Source organism: Streptomyces sp. NPDC059989, assembly GCF_042736975.1.
Classification (GTDB): domain Bacteria; phylum Actinomycetota; class Actinomycetes; order Streptomycetales; family Streptomycetaceae; genus Streptomyces.
Map to the genome: position 1 here is coordinate 32,866 of NZ_JBHWUO010000021.1, position 16,454 is coordinate 49,319.

The following is a 16,454-nucleotide window of genomic DNA, read 5'->3' on the forward strand; positions in this document are numbered from 1 at the left end:
GGTGCATGTGTTCGACCGTGCATACTGCCCGGGTGACCAGCATCGTGATACCGGCCCACAACGAGGGCCGGGTCATCGGCCGCCTCCTCGACGCGCTCCTGGCCGGCGCCGGGGCCGAGGACACCGACATCGTCGTCGTGTGCAACGGCTGTACGGACGACACCGCCGAGGTGGCGGGCGCGCGCGGCCCCCGCGTACGGGTGGTGGAAATCCCGACTCCCTCCAAACACACGGCACTTCGGGTGGGGGACGAGCACGCGCGGGGCTTCCCCCGGCTCTACGTGGACGCCGACGTCGTCGTCGGGGCCGCCGACGTACGGGCCCTGGCGGGCGCGCTGGCCGGGAGCCCGGAGCTGCTGGCCGCCGCTCCGGACCGGGAGATCCCGCTGACCGGGTGCGCATGGCCGGTACGGGCGTACTACGGGGTGTGGCAGCGGCTGCCGGCCGTCCGCGAGGGGCTGTTCGGCCGGGGGGTCATCGCGGTGTCGGAGGCGGGGCACGCGCGGATCGCTGCGCTGCCCCCGCTGATGGCCGACGACCTGGCCGCGTCGCAGGCCTTCGGGCCGGGGGAGCGGCGCGTGGTCGAGGCGGCCCGGGTGGTGGTGCGTCCGCCGCGCACCTGGGCCGACCTGGTCAGGCGGCGGATCCGGGCGGCGACCTCCTCGGCCGAGTTCGAGCGCTTCCAGGCATCGCGGCGGTCGGAGGGGCCGGCCGCGCAGGCGGGGCCCGCGCCCTCCGCGCGCACCGGCACGGCCGACCTGCGCGCCCTGCTGCGGGCCCAGCCGCGGCTGCTCCCCGGGGTCGTGGTGTTCGTGGCCGCGGCCCTCGCCGCCCGGCGGGGATCGCGCAAGGCCATCCGGAGCGGGGACTTCTCCACCTGGCTGCGGGACGAGAGCAGCCGCCAGAGCTGAACTGGTGCGGTGCGTACGGCGGATCGGGCCGAACGCACCTCCGGTGCCCCGTACAACCACTATGTTTCCACTCGCACGTTCGAGTTTCGAGTGATGTGAGACCGTCGCCATCGGGAGCTCCTGACCATGTACCTCGCGGACCGCTCCGCCCCCGCCGGGGCGAAGACCGGGCCGGACCGCGGACCCGGACGGGCGCCCGCGGTCACCTCGGCCGTCCTCGCACTCGGTACGGTCAGCATGATCACCGACATCTCCTCCGAGATGGTCACCGCCGTCCTGCCCCTGTACCTGGTCGCGGGACTGGGCCTGAGCCCCCTCGGGTTCGGCGCGCTGGACGGCGTCTACAACGGGGTCAGCGCCCTGGTGCAGCTGACCGGCGGGCACCTCGCCGACCGGGTCCGCAACCACAAGCTGATCGCCGGACTCGGCTACGGCCTGTCCGCCCTGTGCAAACCGCTGCTGTTGCTCGCCCACAGCCTCGGCCCGGTGGGCGTGGTCCTCGCGCTGGAACGCACCGGCAAGGGGCTGCGCACCGCACCGCGCGACGCGCTGATTTCCCTTTCCGCCCCGGCCGAGTCACAGGGGCGCGCCTTCGGCGTGCACCGGGCCATGGACACCACCGGGGCGCTGCTCGGCCCGCTCGCTGCCTTCCTCATCCTGAGCGCGGTGGCCGACGGCTACGACACCGTCTTCGGCGTGAGCGCGTGCGTGGCCCTTCTGGGCGTGGTGGTGCTCGTGCTCTTCGTACCGGGTGCGCGGGGTGTGCCAGGTGCACCGGCCCATTCGGTCCCGCCGGGGCACCATCCAGCACCGCCGGCGTTTGAGGCGCGAGGTCTGGGACGGAGCCCCAGGTCCCGGCGCAGCCGGGCTCACTCCGTGGGGGCTGCCCCTACGCGCCTCCGGGACCCGGAGGCGGCCGGAGTGCGCCCGCCCTCCGTGGGCGTGCGCGAGTCGCTGGCCCTGCTGCGGCTGCCCCGGCTGCGCGCCCTGGCGGCCTGCGCCGCCCTGTTGGGCCTCACCACGGTCAGCGACGCCTTCGTCTACCTGCTGCTGCAGCGCCGCGCCGGCATCGGCGAGCAGTGGTTCCCGCTCCTGCCGCTCGGCACGGCCGCCGTGTTCCTGCTGCTGGCCGTACCCGCCGGGGCCCTCGCCGACCGGATCGGGCGCCGCACGGTGTTCCTGACCGGGCACGCGCTCCTGCTCGCGGCGTACGGGCTCCTGCTGTGGGCCCCGGACTGGCCGGCCCTGCCCTACCTGGTCCTCGTACTGCACGGCCTGTTCTACGCCGCCACCGACGGCGTGCTGCCCGCCGCCGTCGCCGCCACCGTCCCGCGGCAGCTGCGGGCCACCGGCCTGGCCCTGGTCGGCACCGGCCAGGCGCTGGCCCGCTTCGGCTGCTCGCTGGCCTTCGGCGGGGCGTGGACGCTCTGGGGTCCCGGCCCGGCCCTGGCCGCCGCGGCGGCCGGCCTGCTGTGCTCGGCGGCCGTGGCCGGCTTCGTCCTGCGCCCGACCGCTCCCGCCCCCGACCCGGCCCCCGCCCCCGACCCGGCCCCCGCCCCCGACCCGACCCCCGACCCCGACCCGGCCCCCGCCCCCTCCCCACGCCCGCGAGGAACCCGATGACCCTCTCCCGCCGCCTGCTCGTACTCGCCGCGGCGGTGCTGCTGCTCGCCGGCCTCGCCACCGCGCTGGTGCTGCGCGGCGCCTCCCGCGCCGACCAGCCGCAGGCGGGCGGCCCGGAGGTCGGCGCGGGCCGGGTCACGCTCACCCGGCAGGACACGCTGGCCTTCCTCAACGTCGACCGCGGCCCGCACCGCGGCGCCCTCGTCTCGGTCCCGGCCGGGACGCCCCAGGCCGGGCGGACCGCCTCCGAGCTCACCTGCCAGCGCTTCCACGCCGCCGCGGGCACCGGCGTGTGCCTGCGCTCCACGCCCGGCGCGCTCGCCCAGGACAACCGCGCCCTGATCGTCGACGCCGAGCTGCGCACGCAGCGCAGCTTCCCCCTCGCGGGCACGCCCAGCCGCGCCCGCGTCTCTCCGAGCGGCCGGTTCGCCGCCTGGACCGTCTTCGTCTCCGGCGAGTCCTACGGTTCAGCCTTCTTCTCCACCCGCACCGCGATCGTGGACACCCGTACCTGGGAGCTCGTACCCAGCCTGGAGGAGTTCGCGATCAGCATGGACGGCCGGGAGTACCGCGCGGCGGACGTGAACTTCTGGGGCGTCACCTTCTCCAAGGACGACGACACCTTCTACGCCACCCTCGCCACGGCCGGCCAGACCCATCTGGTCAAGGGCTCCCTCTCCCGCCGCACGGTCACCACCCTCGCCCGGAACGTCGAGTGCCCCTCCCTCTCCCCGGACGAGACCCGCATCGCGTACAAGAAGCGCGTGCAGCGGGGCGCGTCACTGTGGCGCGAACACGTGCTGGACCTCGCGACGCTCCGCGAACACCCCCTGGCGGAGAAGCGCAGCGTGGACGACCAGGCCGCCTGGCTCGACGACCGCACCCTCGCCTACGCCCTGCCCACCGAAGGCGTCGTCGACAGCACCGACCTGTGGACCGTCCCCGCCGACGGCAGCGGCGCCCCCCGCCTCCTGACCCCGTCCGCCGCCTCCCCGACCCGCCTCGGCTGATCCCGCGCCGGCTCCCCGCGCGGGGGAGCGGGCGCGCACCGGGCGTGAGGGGCCCGTCACCGCACGCGCCTTCCGAAAACCTGCACATCGTGTGCGTGTGCCGGAGGGTCCGCCTCCACAACTCCTCGAAATACAGGAGCCGTCCCCGCTGGTTGGTGACGGTTTGCCCCGTTGGGTTCCTTGTAAGCAACGGGCGGCGCGTATGTGTTACTCGATTCTGTGGAGAAGCCGTCACTTTTCGGTGAATGAAGCTGCACGACGGTCGTCGGCGGTGGTCATCCGACCGTGATGGGGCGTCAACGGGATTGGCCGGGCAGCCCGTTTGCGTGCTTTCATCATGCGCACTGCGGCGGATATGAATGGTGGCCGGGTTTCGGGCCGCCCAGCCGCCGCGGGAAGTAATTCCTCCCCCCAATGAAAGGTGCGCGCCATGCGTAACGACATCGAGACCCGCGAGATCGCCGACACCGAGCTGGACGCCGTTTCCGGCGGCATCATCAGCGTGCACGGCGGCCTCGTCGGCGCCGTGAGCAGCGACGTCAACGACGTTGTCGGCCTCGTGGGCTCGCTGAACACCGTCCAGACCGCGACGGGCATCGTCTCCCACGTCCCCGGCCTGGTCCAGGGCATCACCGGCGTTTCGGTGAACACCGGTCGCGCCGGTCTCTGATCGGGATATCCCCATGAACCCCGGAGCGCCCCCCACGGCTCCGGGGTTCCTGGCTGCCCGCTCCCGACCGATACGAATGCAGTTGAAGGAATAGTCCGTGCAGTTTCGCCAAAAGGCTCTTTCCAAGCTGCAATCGCCCGAAGAACTCGATTTGCCGGTGCGTTTCGCACGCCCCCAGGGGCGGCTCGTCCTGACCGTCACGGTCGTCGTCATGGCCGCCGCGGCCTTCTGGGCCTTCACCGGCACCGTGTCCTCCAAGCTGACCGCACCCGGCATCCTCACCCACGCCGAGGGCAGTTACGTGCTCCAGAGCCCGGTCGCGGGACAGGTGACGGGAATCCTCGCCGAAGAGGGCCAACTGCTGGCCCCCGGCGCCCCCCTGCTCACCGTCCGTACGGAGCAGGGGGACCGCCCCGTGCGCGTGGTGACCGGCGGCCGCCTGACGACCCTCGTCGCCAAGGTGGGCTCGGTCGTCGCGACCGGCGCGGACGTCGCCACCGTGGAGCGCGTCAAGGATCCGCAGGACCCGCTGGTGGCCGTGCTGTACGTACCGGGCGGCAGCGGGGCGACGATCCCGGTGGGCGCCGCCGTCGACCTCAGCGTCCAGTCCGTCCCGCAGCAGCAGTTCGGCATGCTGCGCGGTCGCGTCAAGGCGGTCGGCCGTGCGCCCCAGACGCAGGCGCAGATCAGCGGCTTCCTCGGCGACAGCGGACTCGCCGAACAGTTCTCCCGCCACGGCAACCCGGTCGCCGTGCTCGTACAGCTGGAGCGCTCCTCCGCCACCGAATCCGGCTACCGGTGGTCCTCCAAGGACGGGCCCCCGTACGCCGTCGACTCGACGACCCCGGTCGCCGGCGCCGTCCACCTCGCCGCCCGCCGCCCCGTCGACTGGCTGCTGCCGTGACCGCCCCGCAGGGTCGCCGGCTCCCTCCCGCCGGACGCCGTGGCCACCGCCCCGAGCCCAAGGGCGGCAGCCGCCGCAGGCCCGCCCCCGCCCCCAGGGGCCGCACGCCCCGCCCCGTACGCACCCCCACCGTGCTCCAGATGGAGGCGGTGGAGTGCGGCGCCGCCGCCCTGGCCATGGTGCTCGGCCACTACGGCCGCTACGTCCCCCTCGAAGAGCTCCGCATCGCCTGCGGCGTCTCCCGCGACGGCTCGCGCGCCAGCAACCTCCTCAAGGCCGCCCGCAGTTACGGGCTGGCGGCCAAGGGCATGCAGATGGACCTGGCCGCGCTCTCCGAGGTGCGGGCCCCGGCCGTCCTCTTCTGGGAGTTCAACCACTACGTCGTCTACGACGGCATGGGCCGCCGCCTCGGCCGCAGGGGCGTGTACGTCAACGACCCCGGCAAGGGCCGCCGGTTCGTCCCCATGGACGAGTTCGACACCAGCTTCACCGGTGTCGTGCTCACCTTCGAGCCCGCCGACGGCTTCCGCCGCGGCGGCCGCAAGCCGGGCGTCCTGGGCGCCATGCCGGCCCGCCTGCGCGGCACTTCGGGCACCATGGCCGCCGCCGTGCTCTCCAGCCTCCTGCTGGTCGCCGTCGGCGCGTCCGTCCCGGCCCTGAGCCGCACGTACATCGACATGTTCCTCATCGGGGAGCAGACGTCCCTGCTGGGCGTGCTGTTCGCGTCGATGGCCGTCGCCCTCGTCCTCACCGCGACGCTCACCGCCCTCCAGCAGGCCAACCTGCTGCGCGGGCGCATCATCTCCTCCACCCTCGGCAGCGCCCGCTTCTTCCGGCACCTGCTGAGACTTCCGGTCACCTTCTACGCCCAGCGCAACCCGGCCGACCTGGTCCAGCGGCTCCAGTCCAACGACGCGGTCGCCGAGACCCTCGCCCGGGACCTGGCCGCCGCGGGCGTGGACGCCGTGGTGGTCGTGCTCTACGCGGTGCTGCTGTGGACGTACGACCCACAGCTCACCCTCGTCGGCGTGGCCGTGGCGCTCCTCAACGTGGTGGCCCTGCGCATCGTGATCCGGCTGCGGGCCACCGGCACCCAGAAGCTCCGCGCCGAGAGCGCCCGGCTGACGAACACCTCCTACAGCGGCCTCCAGCTCATCGAGACGATGAAGGCCACCGGCGGCGAGAACGGCTTCTTCCGCCGCTGGGCCGGACAGCACGCGGTCACCCTCGACGTGCAGCAGCGGCTCGGCGTGCCCAGCGCGTGGCTGGCGATCGTCGCGCCCACCCTCGCCGCGTTCAACAGCGCCCTGATCCTCATGATCGGCGGCCTGCGGGCGGTGGAGGGCCACCTCACCATCGGTCTGCTCGTCGCCTTCCAGGCCCTGGTGACCAGCTTCACCGCACCCATCTCCCGACTGGGCGGCGTCGCCGGAAGGATCCAGGACTTCGCCGCCGACGTCGCCCGCCTCAAGGACGTCGAGAACTTCCCCGTCGACCCCGTCCACTCACGGCGCGAGCCCGCCGCGGGCACCCGCCGCCTCAAGGGCCACGTGGAGCTGGAGAACGTCACCTTCGGCTACAGCCCGCTGGACGCCCCGCTGCTCAAGGACTTCTCGCTGTCGGTCGGACCCGGCCGGCAGGTCGCGCTCGTCGGCGGCTCCGGCAGCGGCAAGTCCACCGTCTCCCGTCTCATCTCCGGCCTCTACGCCCCCTGGGAGGGGACCATCCGGATCGACGGGATGCGGCTGGAGGACATTCCGCGCGGCGCGCTGGCCGCCTCCGTCTCCTTCGTCGACCAGGACGTCTTCCTCTTCGAAGGCACCGTCCGCGACAACGTCACGCTGTGGGACCCGTCCATCCCGGACGAGGCCGTCACCGCCGCCCTGGAGGACGCCGCCGTCCTGGACGTGGTCGCCCGCCGCCCCGGCGGCATCCACAGCCGCGTCGAGCAGGACGGCCGCAACTTCTCCGGGGGCCAGCGCCAGCGCCTGGAGATCGCCCGGGCGCTGGTGCGCCGCCCCAGCGTCATGGTCCTCGACGAGGTGACCAGCGCCCTGGACGCGGTGACCGAGCAGGTCATCATCGACAACCTGCGCCGCCGCGGCTGCGCCTGCGTGGTCATCGCCCACCGGCTCAGCACGGTGCGCGACAGCGACGAGATCGTCGTACTCGACCGGGGGACGGTCGTGGAACGCGGCCGGCACGAGTACCTGGTCGTCGCGCAGGGCCCGTACGCCGAACTGGTCAAGGAGCACTGAGGTGACGTACGCGCACCACGACACGGTCACCGCCGCCGACCCGGTCGTCGCGGCCCTGGGCGGACTGGGCTCGCCCGTCGACTGCACGGGCCTGCGCAGCCTGTCCCTGGAGGGCCCGCTCGTCCTGTGGCTCGTCGTACAGGGCGAGCTGGACCTCTTCGCCGTCGACGCCGCACAGGCCGGGCACTGGCACTTCCTGGGCCGGCTGGAGCCGGGAACGCTGCTGCTGGGCCCGGCCGAGGGCCCGGACCACACCCTGGTCGGCCGGCCCCTGCAGGGCTGTTGGCTGCGCCGCATCGAACTGCGGGAGCTGTACCGCCCCGAGTACGGCGACCAGCCCCAGGGCGGAGCGTGGTACGCCGATCAAGGGCAGTACGGAGCCGCCGCCGTGGGACAGCCGAGCCCCCTGGAGGACGCCTTCGCACGCGGCATCGGCCGCGGCCTGCGCGTGCTCTACCAGGCACCCCCGGCCGACGGCGCCATCGCCGGTCCCGGCGGGGCCGACGACGACATCCTGTGGATGCAGATCACCCCCGGCAGCGTGCAGTACGGCGCCGTGTACGAGGCGGAGGCCGTCGGCACCCTCCTCGTCGACGCGGCGATGTGGCAGGGCATGGTCGACCAGCAGCACCGGCTGCTGTACGCCCTGGACCGCTGGATCGAACGGCTGGAGCGCGCCCACGAGGACCGTACGGCGGCCGGAATCGAGGCCGGCCGGGCGGCCCGCACCCAGGCGGACCGGACGCTGCTGGCGTCCATCGACCGCTCCGGCCGGGACGCCCACCGGGGCGCGAGCGCCGACGCGACCTTCGCCGTATGCCGCCTGGTCGCCGCCGAGGCCCGCATCACCCTGTCCGACCCGGAGGGGGCCGGCGGCACCTCCGAGCAGACCGACCCCGTCGAACGCATCGCGCTCGCCTCACGGATCCGCACCCGCGCCGTCAGGCTCGGCGGACGCTGGTGGCGCGAGAACAGCGGCCCGCTCGTGGGCCGCCGGGAGCAGGACGGCACCCCCGTCGCCCTGCTGTGGCGGCGCGGCCGCTACGAGGCGGTCGACCCCGCCGCCGGCACGCGCGAGCGCGTGGGCAAGGCCAACGAGGCCGGCTTCGCACCGCACGCCGTCATGCTCTACCGCCCGCTGCCCGACGGCCGGGTGGGCCTGCCCGCGCTGCTCCGCTTCAGCGTGCGCGGCACCCTCCCGGAGCTGCGCAGCATCATCCTGGGCGGGCTGGCCGCGGTGGTGCTGGGGGCGCTGGTGCCCATCGCCACCGGCCAGGTCCTCGGCCGGTACGTCCCGCAGGCCGAGACGGGCCTCATCGTGCAGACCGGGCTGGCGCTGATCGCGACCGGCGTCGTCTCGGCCGTCTTCATGCTGCTGCAGAACACCTCCATCCTGCGCATGGAGGGCCGGATCGAGGCCACCTTGCAGCCGGCGGTCTGGGACCGGCTGCTGCGGCTGCCGACCACCTTCTTCGCCGGCCGCTCCACCGGCGAACTGGCCGGCGCGGCGATGGGCATCAGCGCCATCCGCCGCGTGCTGTCCGGCATCGGCTCGGTCTGCGTACAGGCGGGCGCGGTCGGCACGATGAACCTCGTACTGCTGCTCGTCTACAGCGTGCCGCTGGCGATGGCGGCGCTCGCCATGCTGGTCGTCATCGCGGCGGTCTTCCTGGGCCTGGGGCTGTGGCAGCTGCGCTACCAGCGCCGGCTGATCAAGCTCGGCAACCAGCTCAACAACCAGGCCTTCCAAACCCTGCGCGGCCTGCCCAAGCTGCGCGTCGCCGCGGCCGAGAGCTTCGCGTACGCCGCCTGGGCCCGGGAGTTCGCCCGCACCCGCGACCTGCAGCAGCGCATCGGCCGGATCCAGAACGTCATCACGGTGCTGGGCGCGGTCTACCTGCCGCTGTGCACCCTGGTGATGTTCATGCTGCTGGCCGGACCGGCCCGCGGGGCCATGTCCGCCGGCGAGTTCCTCACCTTCAGCACCGCGCTGACCATGCTCCTGTCCTCCGTCACACAGCTGACGGGCGCACTCATCTCGGCCGCCGCGGTCCTGCCGATGTTCGAACAGATCAAGCCGCTGCTACGGGAATCCCCCGAGGCGGGCCGCTCCAGTACCCGACCGGGCCGGCTGACCGGCGCCATCGAGGCCAAGGGCCTCTCCTACCGCTACACGGACGACGGCCCCCTGGTCCTCGACGACATCGACTTCACCGTCGGGCAGGGGGAGTTCGTGGCGATCGTCGGCGCCAGCGGCTGCGGCAAGTCGACCCTGCTGCGGCTGCTCATCGGCTTCGACCGGCCCCTCTCCGGCAGCGTGCTGTACGACGGCCAGGACCTGGCGGCACTCGACCAGGCGGCCGTGCGCCGCCAGTGCGGAGTCGTCCTCCAGAACGCCCAGCCCTTCACCGGCTCGATCCTCGACTGCATCTGCGGCGCCGGTACGTTCTCGCTCGAAGAGGCCTGGGAAGCCGCCGCGATGGCGGGCCTGGCGGAGGACATCAAGGCCATGCCGATGGGCATGCACACCATGCTGTCCGACGGCGGCGGCACCGTCTCCGGCGGCCAGCGCCAACGCCTGATGATCGCCCAGGCCCTCATCCGCAAGCCGCGCATCCTCTTCTTCGACGAGGCCACCAGCGCCCTGGACAACGAGGCCCAGCGGGTGGTCATCGAATCCACCCGCACCCTGCAGGCCACCCGCATCGTGATCGCCCACCGCCTCTCCACGATCATGGACGCCGACCGGGTGATCGCCATGGCGGACGGCCGCATCGTGCAGCAGGGCACCCCCGCCGAACTCCTCGCCGACCCGACCGGCCTCTTCCACGACCTGGTCCGCCGCCAGCTGCGCTGACCCGGGGGACCACGCACCGCGCCGCTCAGTGCGTACGGGCCCACCACTCGGCCAGGACGAGCAGGAGAGGGCAGGCGGCGCCGGCCAGGCCGAGCACGGCGCTGCGCCGCGCTTCCTTCCACAGGGAGGGGCGCGGATCCGTGCCCGGCTCCTGCTCCTTGTGTTCCTCTTCCGCCCCGCCGCCGTCGCGGTCGCCGTTGCCACGCATGTGAACCTCCGCAGTTCAAGGGCGGTTTGCGCCCTGGCCGCGCCCCGTGTGCGGTCCGTGGCATCACCCTGCGGCCGGGCATCGCAGCAGCCCCCCACACCCGGGCGGACCGGGCGCCCGGCGATCTATCCTGCTGGTCAACGCCCTCGCGGATCGGTGCCCGGAGCACCCGCAACGGGCGGAACGGGCAGGGGAAGTACGGGCCGGGGGAGGGGGAGCGCGATGGGTGCGGCACGGCAGCGGCTGTGGGAGGTGCTGCACGGTCTGAGCGAGCGCGCGGCGGTCGCCCGGAGCGCTCAGGGGCTGTCTGCCTCACAGGGTGAGGTGGAGAAGGCGCTCAAGGCATCCGGTCGCCCAGGCGCGCAGGGGTTCCCGAAGCAGCGGATCAGCGACTGGGCGCCCAAGGAGGCCTCAGAACTGAAGATCCCTCAGGTGCACAGCGACGACCGAGTCGTCGCGCTCGCCACTCTGTGGGGTGAGTGGGCGCAAGTACCCGTGTCCGAACGCGAGCTCCGCGACCTGTTGGACCGGGCCCGCGACGAGCAGGCGCGCGAAAAGCGGACATCCGCCTCCGGCCGGGCGCCCGCCGGGCGCCGGACCATCCTGGACCTCACCCCCGGGCAACTCTGGGTGGGGGAAGCGCTGTTGCCCGGGTCGCCCGGGTCCACCACGGCGCCCGCCCTCACGCCCTACCTGATCCGCGACCACGACCATGCACTGCGGGAGTATCTCAAGTATGCGGTGGCGAGCGGGACTTCGATTCTCGCGGTGCTGACCGGCGACTCGTCGACCGGCAAGACCAGGGCGCTGTACGAGGCGCTCCTGGAGGTGGCACCGGACCTCGGGGTGCTGCGCCCGCAGACCGCCCGGAACCTGCTCGACCTGCTCCCCGGGGACGAGCTCCGGGAGGGGTGCGTGCTGTGGCTGGACGAGCTCCAGCGGATCGTGCACGACCGCGAAGGGGAGAAGGCCGCGGCCGAGTTGACCACCGTCCTGCAAGAGCGGCCCGGCATCATTGCCGTCGCCACCCTGTGGGAGGACCCGTACTGGCGCGAATTCACCACCCAGGGACGCCGTGAGGACCCCCACCGGCACACCCGGGCTCTGCTCACCGGCGCTCACGCCCGGCGTTTCAAGGTACCGCGCGAGCTGACCGCCGAGGAGCGCGGCCGTTGGGGGAAGCTCGCCCTCGACCAGGGCGACGCCCGTCTCCGCTCCGCGGAGCGCGCCGGTGCGGCGGACGGCCGGGTCGTCCAGCACCTGGCCGGCGGGCCCGAGCTGCTGGCCGCCTACCTGAGCGGTCCCGGGGGCCATTTCACCCCGCGTGAGCACGCCCTGGTCACCGCCGCACTCGAGGCCCGCCGCCTCGGCCACCAGCTGCGCCTCCCTCGGGCCCTCCTCGCGGCGGCGGCCGACGGAGCCCTCGCCCTGCACGACCACGCGTCCTGCGAAGACTGGGCCGGCCCCGAACTGGAGGCGCTGACGGGCGGCGTGCGCGCCGACGGCTCCCGCGCCGACATCCGCAGCACCCTCACACCGCTGCGGGCGCTACGGGAGTTCGCCGGGGCGCCGCCCCGCTACGAACCCGCCGACTACCTCCTCCAGCACACCGCGCCACGCCACGGGGACCGCGCCGGGTCCGTGGCCCTGTGGGAGGCACTCGTCCGGCAGACGGAGGATGCCGAGGACCTCCACCGGCTCCAGGCCGCCGCCTGGAAGCGCGGCCTCTTCGGGCACGCCCTCCGGCTGGACCGACGGGCCGCACTCGCGGGCGCCGCCGACGCGTGCGTCCGTATCGTCGAACGGACGACACGGCACCCCGACGCGGCGAAGGCCGCCGCCTGGGCCGCGGCGCACGCCGACGTGTCCAACGGCGGGGGCCTGGACGGGCTCTTCGCCGCGTTGCGCGCGTCCGGATCCCAGGAGTCCGTCGACACGCTCGCCCGGCGCCTCGTCGCGGAGGTCGACCCGGCGGACGTACGGGCGGTCGGCGCGCTGGCGGGGCGACTGGCGGACAGGGGCGTGTCGGCGGAGGTCACGGAAGCCCTCGGCGACTCACTGGCGGTCCATGTGGACCGGATCGATCCCGATGCCATCGTCTGGGCGCTGCCCGATCTCGCACGGGCCGGTGCCCACCAGGTCGTCGCGCGGCTGGCGCCCCGCGCGGCCGCACATGCCGACCTTGCGGGCGGATGGAGCGTCAGCCGGCTCCTCCACGTACTGGACACGGTCGGTGCGCCCGACGCCGTCGCCGTGCTCGTGGCCCGCATCGTGGCCGAGGCGCCGCGCATGGACCCCGACGAACTGCCCTGGCTGATGCGCGTCCTGCGGCAGGCCGGGGCCGAGCAGGCCCTGCGCACCTTGCTCGCCCTGGACCCGGCGGCCCGGATCGGGCTCACCGAGGCCGATGTCGTGCTGTGTCTGCTCCGGGTGCTCCGGCAGGCCGGAGACGAGGAGGGCGTACGGACCCTGCTCGGCCGCTCGCTCGCCCGGCACGTCGATGTCGTCGGCCGTCCCGACTTCTACGACGTCGAGTCCGTCCTCTGCGAGCTGCTGACCGAGCTCCGGGACCTGGGGGCGGAGGATGAGTTCACCGAACTGGCCGACCGGGTGGCGGCCGGGGTCTCGTTGGAGAGTGCGGAGGCGGTGGCCTCGCTCCTGAACCTGTTCCACACCGCGGGCCGGGCCGGGGCCACGCGGCAGCTGCTGGGGCGCAAGCCGATCGACGAGGTCTACTACTTCGATCCGGCGGAACTGTCCTCCCTCCTCACCACGCTGCTGCGGACCGGATCGGTGGCCGAGTTCGACGCACTGGCGTCGGCCGTCGTGCACGACACGGACTTCACCAACCCGGACTTCGTCGAAGAGGTCGTCCAGGTGCTGTGGGCGACGGGTGCGGAGCGGGGCATCGACCCACTGATGCGGCGGGCGCTGGCCCACACTCCGTACGGGGACATGGTCTTCGTCGTGCGCCAACTGTCCGAGGCCGGCGCCCTGGAAGGAGCCCTGCGGCTGGCCCGGCACATCGCCGAGCACGTCGAGAGCCCGAGCGTGGACACCATGGACTTCATGCTCTGGTTCCTCCACGAAGCCGGTGCGTCCGAGGCCGTGGGGATCCTCCTCGACCGCGGGCTCGTGGACCTGATCGACGCGGGCACCTACGGCGATTGGCACACGCTCGCCGGTCTCCTGGAGACCCTCTGTGAGATGGGGGTGACGGAAACCGCCCGCGCGTTCGCCGACCGTGCCGCCGTCGGCATCGACCTCGCCGACACCATGGGCATCGGATACCTGCTGACCACCATGACCGCCCACGGCCTGCGGGAACCGCGAGAGGTCCTCATCCGGCGGGCCGCCACAGGCGCGGACCTGACCCACATGAACAGTGTCGCCCGGCTGATCGAGGAGTTCCTCGCGGCCGGAGCGGCCGAGGCCGTCGACGAGCTCCTGCGCCGCGACCCGCTCGCGAGGATCGACCGGGGCTGGACCACCGATTCCTGCCACGAAGCGCTCCTGACCGCCCTGGGCAAAGCCGGGTCTCCGCAGGCCGACGAGTTCGCCCGGTGGGCCCGGGAGGCAGGGCGGCTGCCCGTCGAGTCCCTCCTGCCGTACGGCCTGGAACCCGGCGGCCTCCCCGCCGCACCCTGGCCCTGGCCGGACCGGGCGATGGAGGCATAGGGCGGACATGACCACAATTCATCACTGGAAAGGGCGACATGTACGCCTCTGAGTGCAACGGAGACGGGCAGTGACAGAGCCCCTGGTCCTCCTCGACCCCCGTACCGGACGCCGCCGCGGCGCATCCACGCTGAGCCGTGCGTCCGAGGTCGCCGGCGCCGTCCACGCCTGCCGCTCGGCGCTGCCGGTCTGGCGGGCGCTCACGCCCAGGGCGCGCGCGGAGCGGCTGACCGCCCTGGCCGACGCGATCGGCTCCCGCGCGGAGCGGTTCGCCGCGGCGGAGCGGGCAGGTACGGGCAAGCCCGCGGCGGAGGCCGCGGGCGAAGTGGAGCAGGCCGTCGACCTGATCCGGTTCTACGCACAGGCGGCCCGTACGGAGCTGAGCCCGGCCGCGGGCGGGCTGCTCGACGGCCACGAGAGCTGGGTGCGCTGGGAGCCGATCGGCGTGGTCGGCGTGATCGTGCCGTGGAACTATCCGCTGATGATGGCGGTCTGGCGGCTGGCGCCCGCGCTGGCCACCGGCAACACGGTGGTGCTCAAACCGGCCGAATCCACGCCGGACACCGCACTGCTGATGGCCGAGCTGGCCGACGGCACCCTGGGCTCCGGCGTGCTCACCGCTCTCACCGGCGACCGCACCACCGGACAGCTCCTGGTCGAGAGCGATGTGGACGCGGTCGCGTTCACGGGCAGCGTGCGCGGCGGCACCGACGTCGCGGTGCGCGCCGGGCTCAAGCGCACCAGTCTCGAACTGGGCGGCAATTGCCCGGTCGTGGTCCTGCCGGACGCACCCGAGCACGCCTGGACGGACATCGTCGCGGCCTCGGTGTACAACGCCGGACAGAGCTGCGCCGCACCCGCCCGCGTGATCGTGCTCGCGGAGCACCACGACAAGGCCGTCGAGGGACTGGGCGCGGCCATGGCCGCGCACACCGCCGGGGTCCACTTCGGGCCGCTGAACAACGCCGACCAGGCTGCCCGGTACGACCGGATCCTCGGTACCACCCGCGCGAAGACGGTCCTTCGCGGCGAGGTCGAGGTGCCCGCCGACGAGCAGAACGGCTTCTGGCGGCCGGCCGCCCTGCTGGCCGGGCTGCCCGAGGACGACCCCGCGATCACGGAAGAGGTGTTCGCACCCGTCCTCACGGTGCAGCCGGCGGACAGCGTGGAGCACGCCGTGGAATTGGCCAACAGCACGTCCCAGGCGCTCGCCGCGAGCGTCTGGAGCAGCGATCTGGCCTCCGCGCTCAGCCTTGCGCGCCGGATCGACGCGGGCGAGGTGTGGGTGAACTGCCACCTGGTGCAGACCGCCGAGCTGCCGCACGGCGGCCGGGGCGCCTCCGGACACGGAACCGACCTGAGCGTGCTGGCCCTGCGCGAGTACACCCGGCCGAAGACGATCACGGCCGCACTGCGCGCCCTGGGCGCGAGCGGGGGTCAGCAGACGTAGCTGTTGCCGCCGTTGACCACGAGGGCCTGGCCGTCGCGCAGGGTCCGATGGGCGACACCTCCCGCGCGGTATCCGCCGGCCACGACGCCGAGGATCTCGGATTCGGGATGCCCGGGAGAGTCGATGTGCGGCACCACGACGTAGTCCAGCAGCCCGAGTCCGTCCCAGCGAGCCTCGGCGTCGTACGCGGCTCGCACCGCTCGCGGGTCGTCGCACTGCTCCAGCCCGCGCAGGTCGGGCGCCAGCACGCACGCGCCGGCGCTGTATCCGCCGTAGACGACTGCATCCTGCCGCAACAGCCCGATCAGGGCCTCGTCGGCGCCGCTGAGCGCCAGGGCGTGCCGCAGGACGAACACGTTGCCTCCGCGGACCCAGACCAGGGGGAAGCGGGCCAGAGCGGCTGCCACGTGGGCCGGGGGGCGACCGAAGAACGCACGCAGATCCAGCTCGACCGCCCGCAGACCGAGCCCGGCGAGTGCGGTGATCTCCCGCTCGACAGCGGCCCGGCGCTCGCTGCCCGGCAGGGCGTCGATCGCGTTGGCGATCACCGCGACCTCACCCGCTTCGGCGGGACGGTCCAGCAACGCCGACATCTCCTCCGGGTGGTCGCCGGTGCGGAAGGAGGAGAGGTACATGCGCATCCGTGAACCCTAGCGGCGACGGGGTGGGCTGACCGAACAATTCGTCCGCCGCCCGTATCCGCGGTGCGGTATCCCGGTGCGGGAAACCGGTCGTCGTGCGCCGACTCGCCTTTCCGTAATTCTCTCCGGCATGAGCGACATCGCATCGGCTCGGTGCGGGGCGGACGGGGATCGTTTTTCGCCACCTTGGCGTGGGGTAACGCGTCACGCAATAGGCGCGGTTGACAGATCAGTATGCGGAGAG

Annotated in this window: 11 protein-coding genes; 9 read left to right on the plus strand and 2 right to left on the minus strand. The window is 73.3% G+C overall.

Features of this window, described 5'->3' with window-relative positions; genetic code table 11:
* The first annotated feature begins 32 nt into the window (after nt 1-32).
* The 7 genes from ACFWBN_RS20200 to ACFWBN_RS20230 all read left to right on the plus strand — a co-directional run bounded on the left by ACFWBN_RS20200 (nt 33) and on the right by ACFWBN_RS20230 (nt 10,233).
* Nucleotides 33-911, plus strand: a complete 879-nt coding sequence (locus ACFWBN_RS20200) for a glycosyltransferase family 2 protein (RefSeq protein ID WP_385178250.1) — start codon at nt 33-35, stop codon at nt 909-911.
* Nucleotides 912-1,037: 126 nt separating this feature from the next.
* Nucleotides 1,038-2,534 (plus strand): MFS transporter, encoded by a 1,497-nt coding sequence (locus ACFWBN_RS20205; RefSeq protein WP_385178251.1) that lies wholly within the window; start codon nt 1,038-1,040, stop codon nt 2,532-2,534.
* Nucleotides 2,531-3,544 carry a TolB family protein gene (locus ACFWBN_RS20210; protein WP_385178252.1) on the plus strand — a complete coding sequence of 338 codons (1,014 nt, stop codon included), beginning with the start codon at nt 2,531-2,533 and terminating at the stop codon, nt 3,542-3,544. The genes ACFWBN_RS20205 and ACFWBN_RS20210 overlap by 4 nt, the downstream gene beginning before the upstream one ends.
* Nucleotides 3,545-3,974: 430 nt before the next feature.
* Nucleotides 3,975-4,214 (plus strand): hypothetical protein, encoded by a 240-nt coding sequence (locus ACFWBN_RS20215; RefSeq protein WP_385178253.1) that lies wholly within the window; start codon nt 3,975-3,977, stop codon nt 4,212-4,214.
* A gap of 97 nt (nt 4,215-4,311) precedes the next feature.
* Nucleotides 4,312-5,118, plus strand: a complete 807-nt coding sequence (locus tag ACFWBN_RS20220) for a hypothetical protein (protein ID WP_385178254.1) — start codon at nt 4,312-4,314, stop codon at nt 5,116-5,118.
* Complete coding sequence (locus tag ACFWBN_RS20225) at nt 5,115-7,376, plus strand: NHLP family bacteriocin export ABC transporter peptidase/permease/ATPase subunit (RefSeq protein WP_385178255.1); 2,262 nt, start codon at nt 5,115-5,117, stop codon at nt 7,374-7,376. Before ACFWBN_RS20220 ends, ACFWBN_RS20225 begins: the two co-directional genes overlap by 4 nt.
* A 1-nt stretch (nt 7,377) precedes the next feature.
* Entirely contained in the window at nt 7,378-10,233 is a 2,856-nt protein-coding gene (locus ACFWBN_RS20230) for an NHLP bacteriocin export ABC transporter permease/ATPase subunit (RefSeq protein WP_385178256.1), read from the plus strand.
* A gap of 25 nt (nt 10,234-10,258) precedes the next feature.
* Here ACFWBN_RS20230 and ACFWBN_RS20235 read toward each other — a convergent pair whose 3' ends face one another.
* Complete coding sequence (locus ACFWBN_RS20235) at nt 10,259-10,441, minus strand: hypothetical protein (protein WP_385178257.1); 183 nt, start codon at nt 10,439-10,441, stop codon at nt 10,259-10,261.
* Between the two features lie 222 nt (nt 10,442-10,663).
* On the opposite strand from ACFWBN_RS20235, the gene ACFWBN_RS20240 reads away from it, so the two are divergent.
* Both ACFWBN_RS20240 and ACFWBN_RS20245 read left to right on the plus strand, forming a co-directional pair.
* Entirely contained in the window at nt 10,664-14,119 is a 3,456-nt protein-coding gene (locus ACFWBN_RS20240; RefSeq protein WP_385178258.1) for a hypothetical protein, read from the plus strand.
* Nucleotides 14,120-14,189: 70 nt separating this feature from the next.
* On the plus strand, nt 14,190-15,569 hold the full coding sequence (locus ACFWBN_RS20245) for an aldehyde dehydrogenase family protein (RefSeq protein ID WP_385178259.1): 1,380 nt from the start codon (nt 14,190-14,192) through the stop codon (nt 15,567-15,569).
* On the opposite strand, the gene ACFWBN_RS20250 is transcribed toward ACFWBN_RS20245, so the two are convergent.
* Nucleotides 15,557-16,210: a Type 1 glutamine amidotransferase-like domain-containing protein gene (locus tag ACFWBN_RS20250; protein WP_385178260.1), complete on the minus strand. Its 654-nt coding sequence runs from the start codon at nt 16,208-16,210 to the stop codon at nt 15,557-15,559. The two genes, ACFWBN_RS20245 and ACFWBN_RS20250, sit on opposite strands and share 13 nt — an antisense overlap.
* Nucleotides 16,211-16,454 lie beyond the last annotated feature (244 nt).

What these genes read in the sequence shown, in the direction of transcription:
- ACFWBN_RS20240 (WP_385178258.1), top strand. Translation starts at nt 10,664, where the DNA reads ATGGGTGCGGCACGGCAGCGGCTGTGGGAGGTGCTGCACGGTCTGAGC.
- ACFWBN_RS20215 (WP_385178253.1), top strand. Translation starts at nt 3,975, where the DNA reads ATGCGTAACGACATCGAGACCCGCGAGATCGCCGACACCGAGCTGGAC.
- ACFWBN_RS20205 (WP_385178251.1), top strand. Translation starts at nt 1,038, where the DNA reads ATGTACCTCGCGGACCGCTCCGCCCCCGCCGGGGCGAAGACCGGGCCG.
- ACFWBN_RS20235 (WP_385178257.1), bottom strand. Translation starts at nt 10,441, where the DNA reads ATGCGTGGCAACGGCGACCGCGACGGCGGCGGGGCGGAAGAGGAACAC.
- ACFWBN_RS20250 (WP_385178260.1), bottom strand. Translation starts at nt 16,210, where the DNA reads ATGCGCATGTACCTCTCCTCCTTCCGCACCGGCGACCACCCGGAGGAG.
- ACFWBN_RS20210 (WP_385178252.1), top strand. Translation starts at nt 2,531, where the DNA reads ATGACCCTCTCCCGCCGCCTGCTCGTACTCGCCGCGGCGGTGCTGCTG.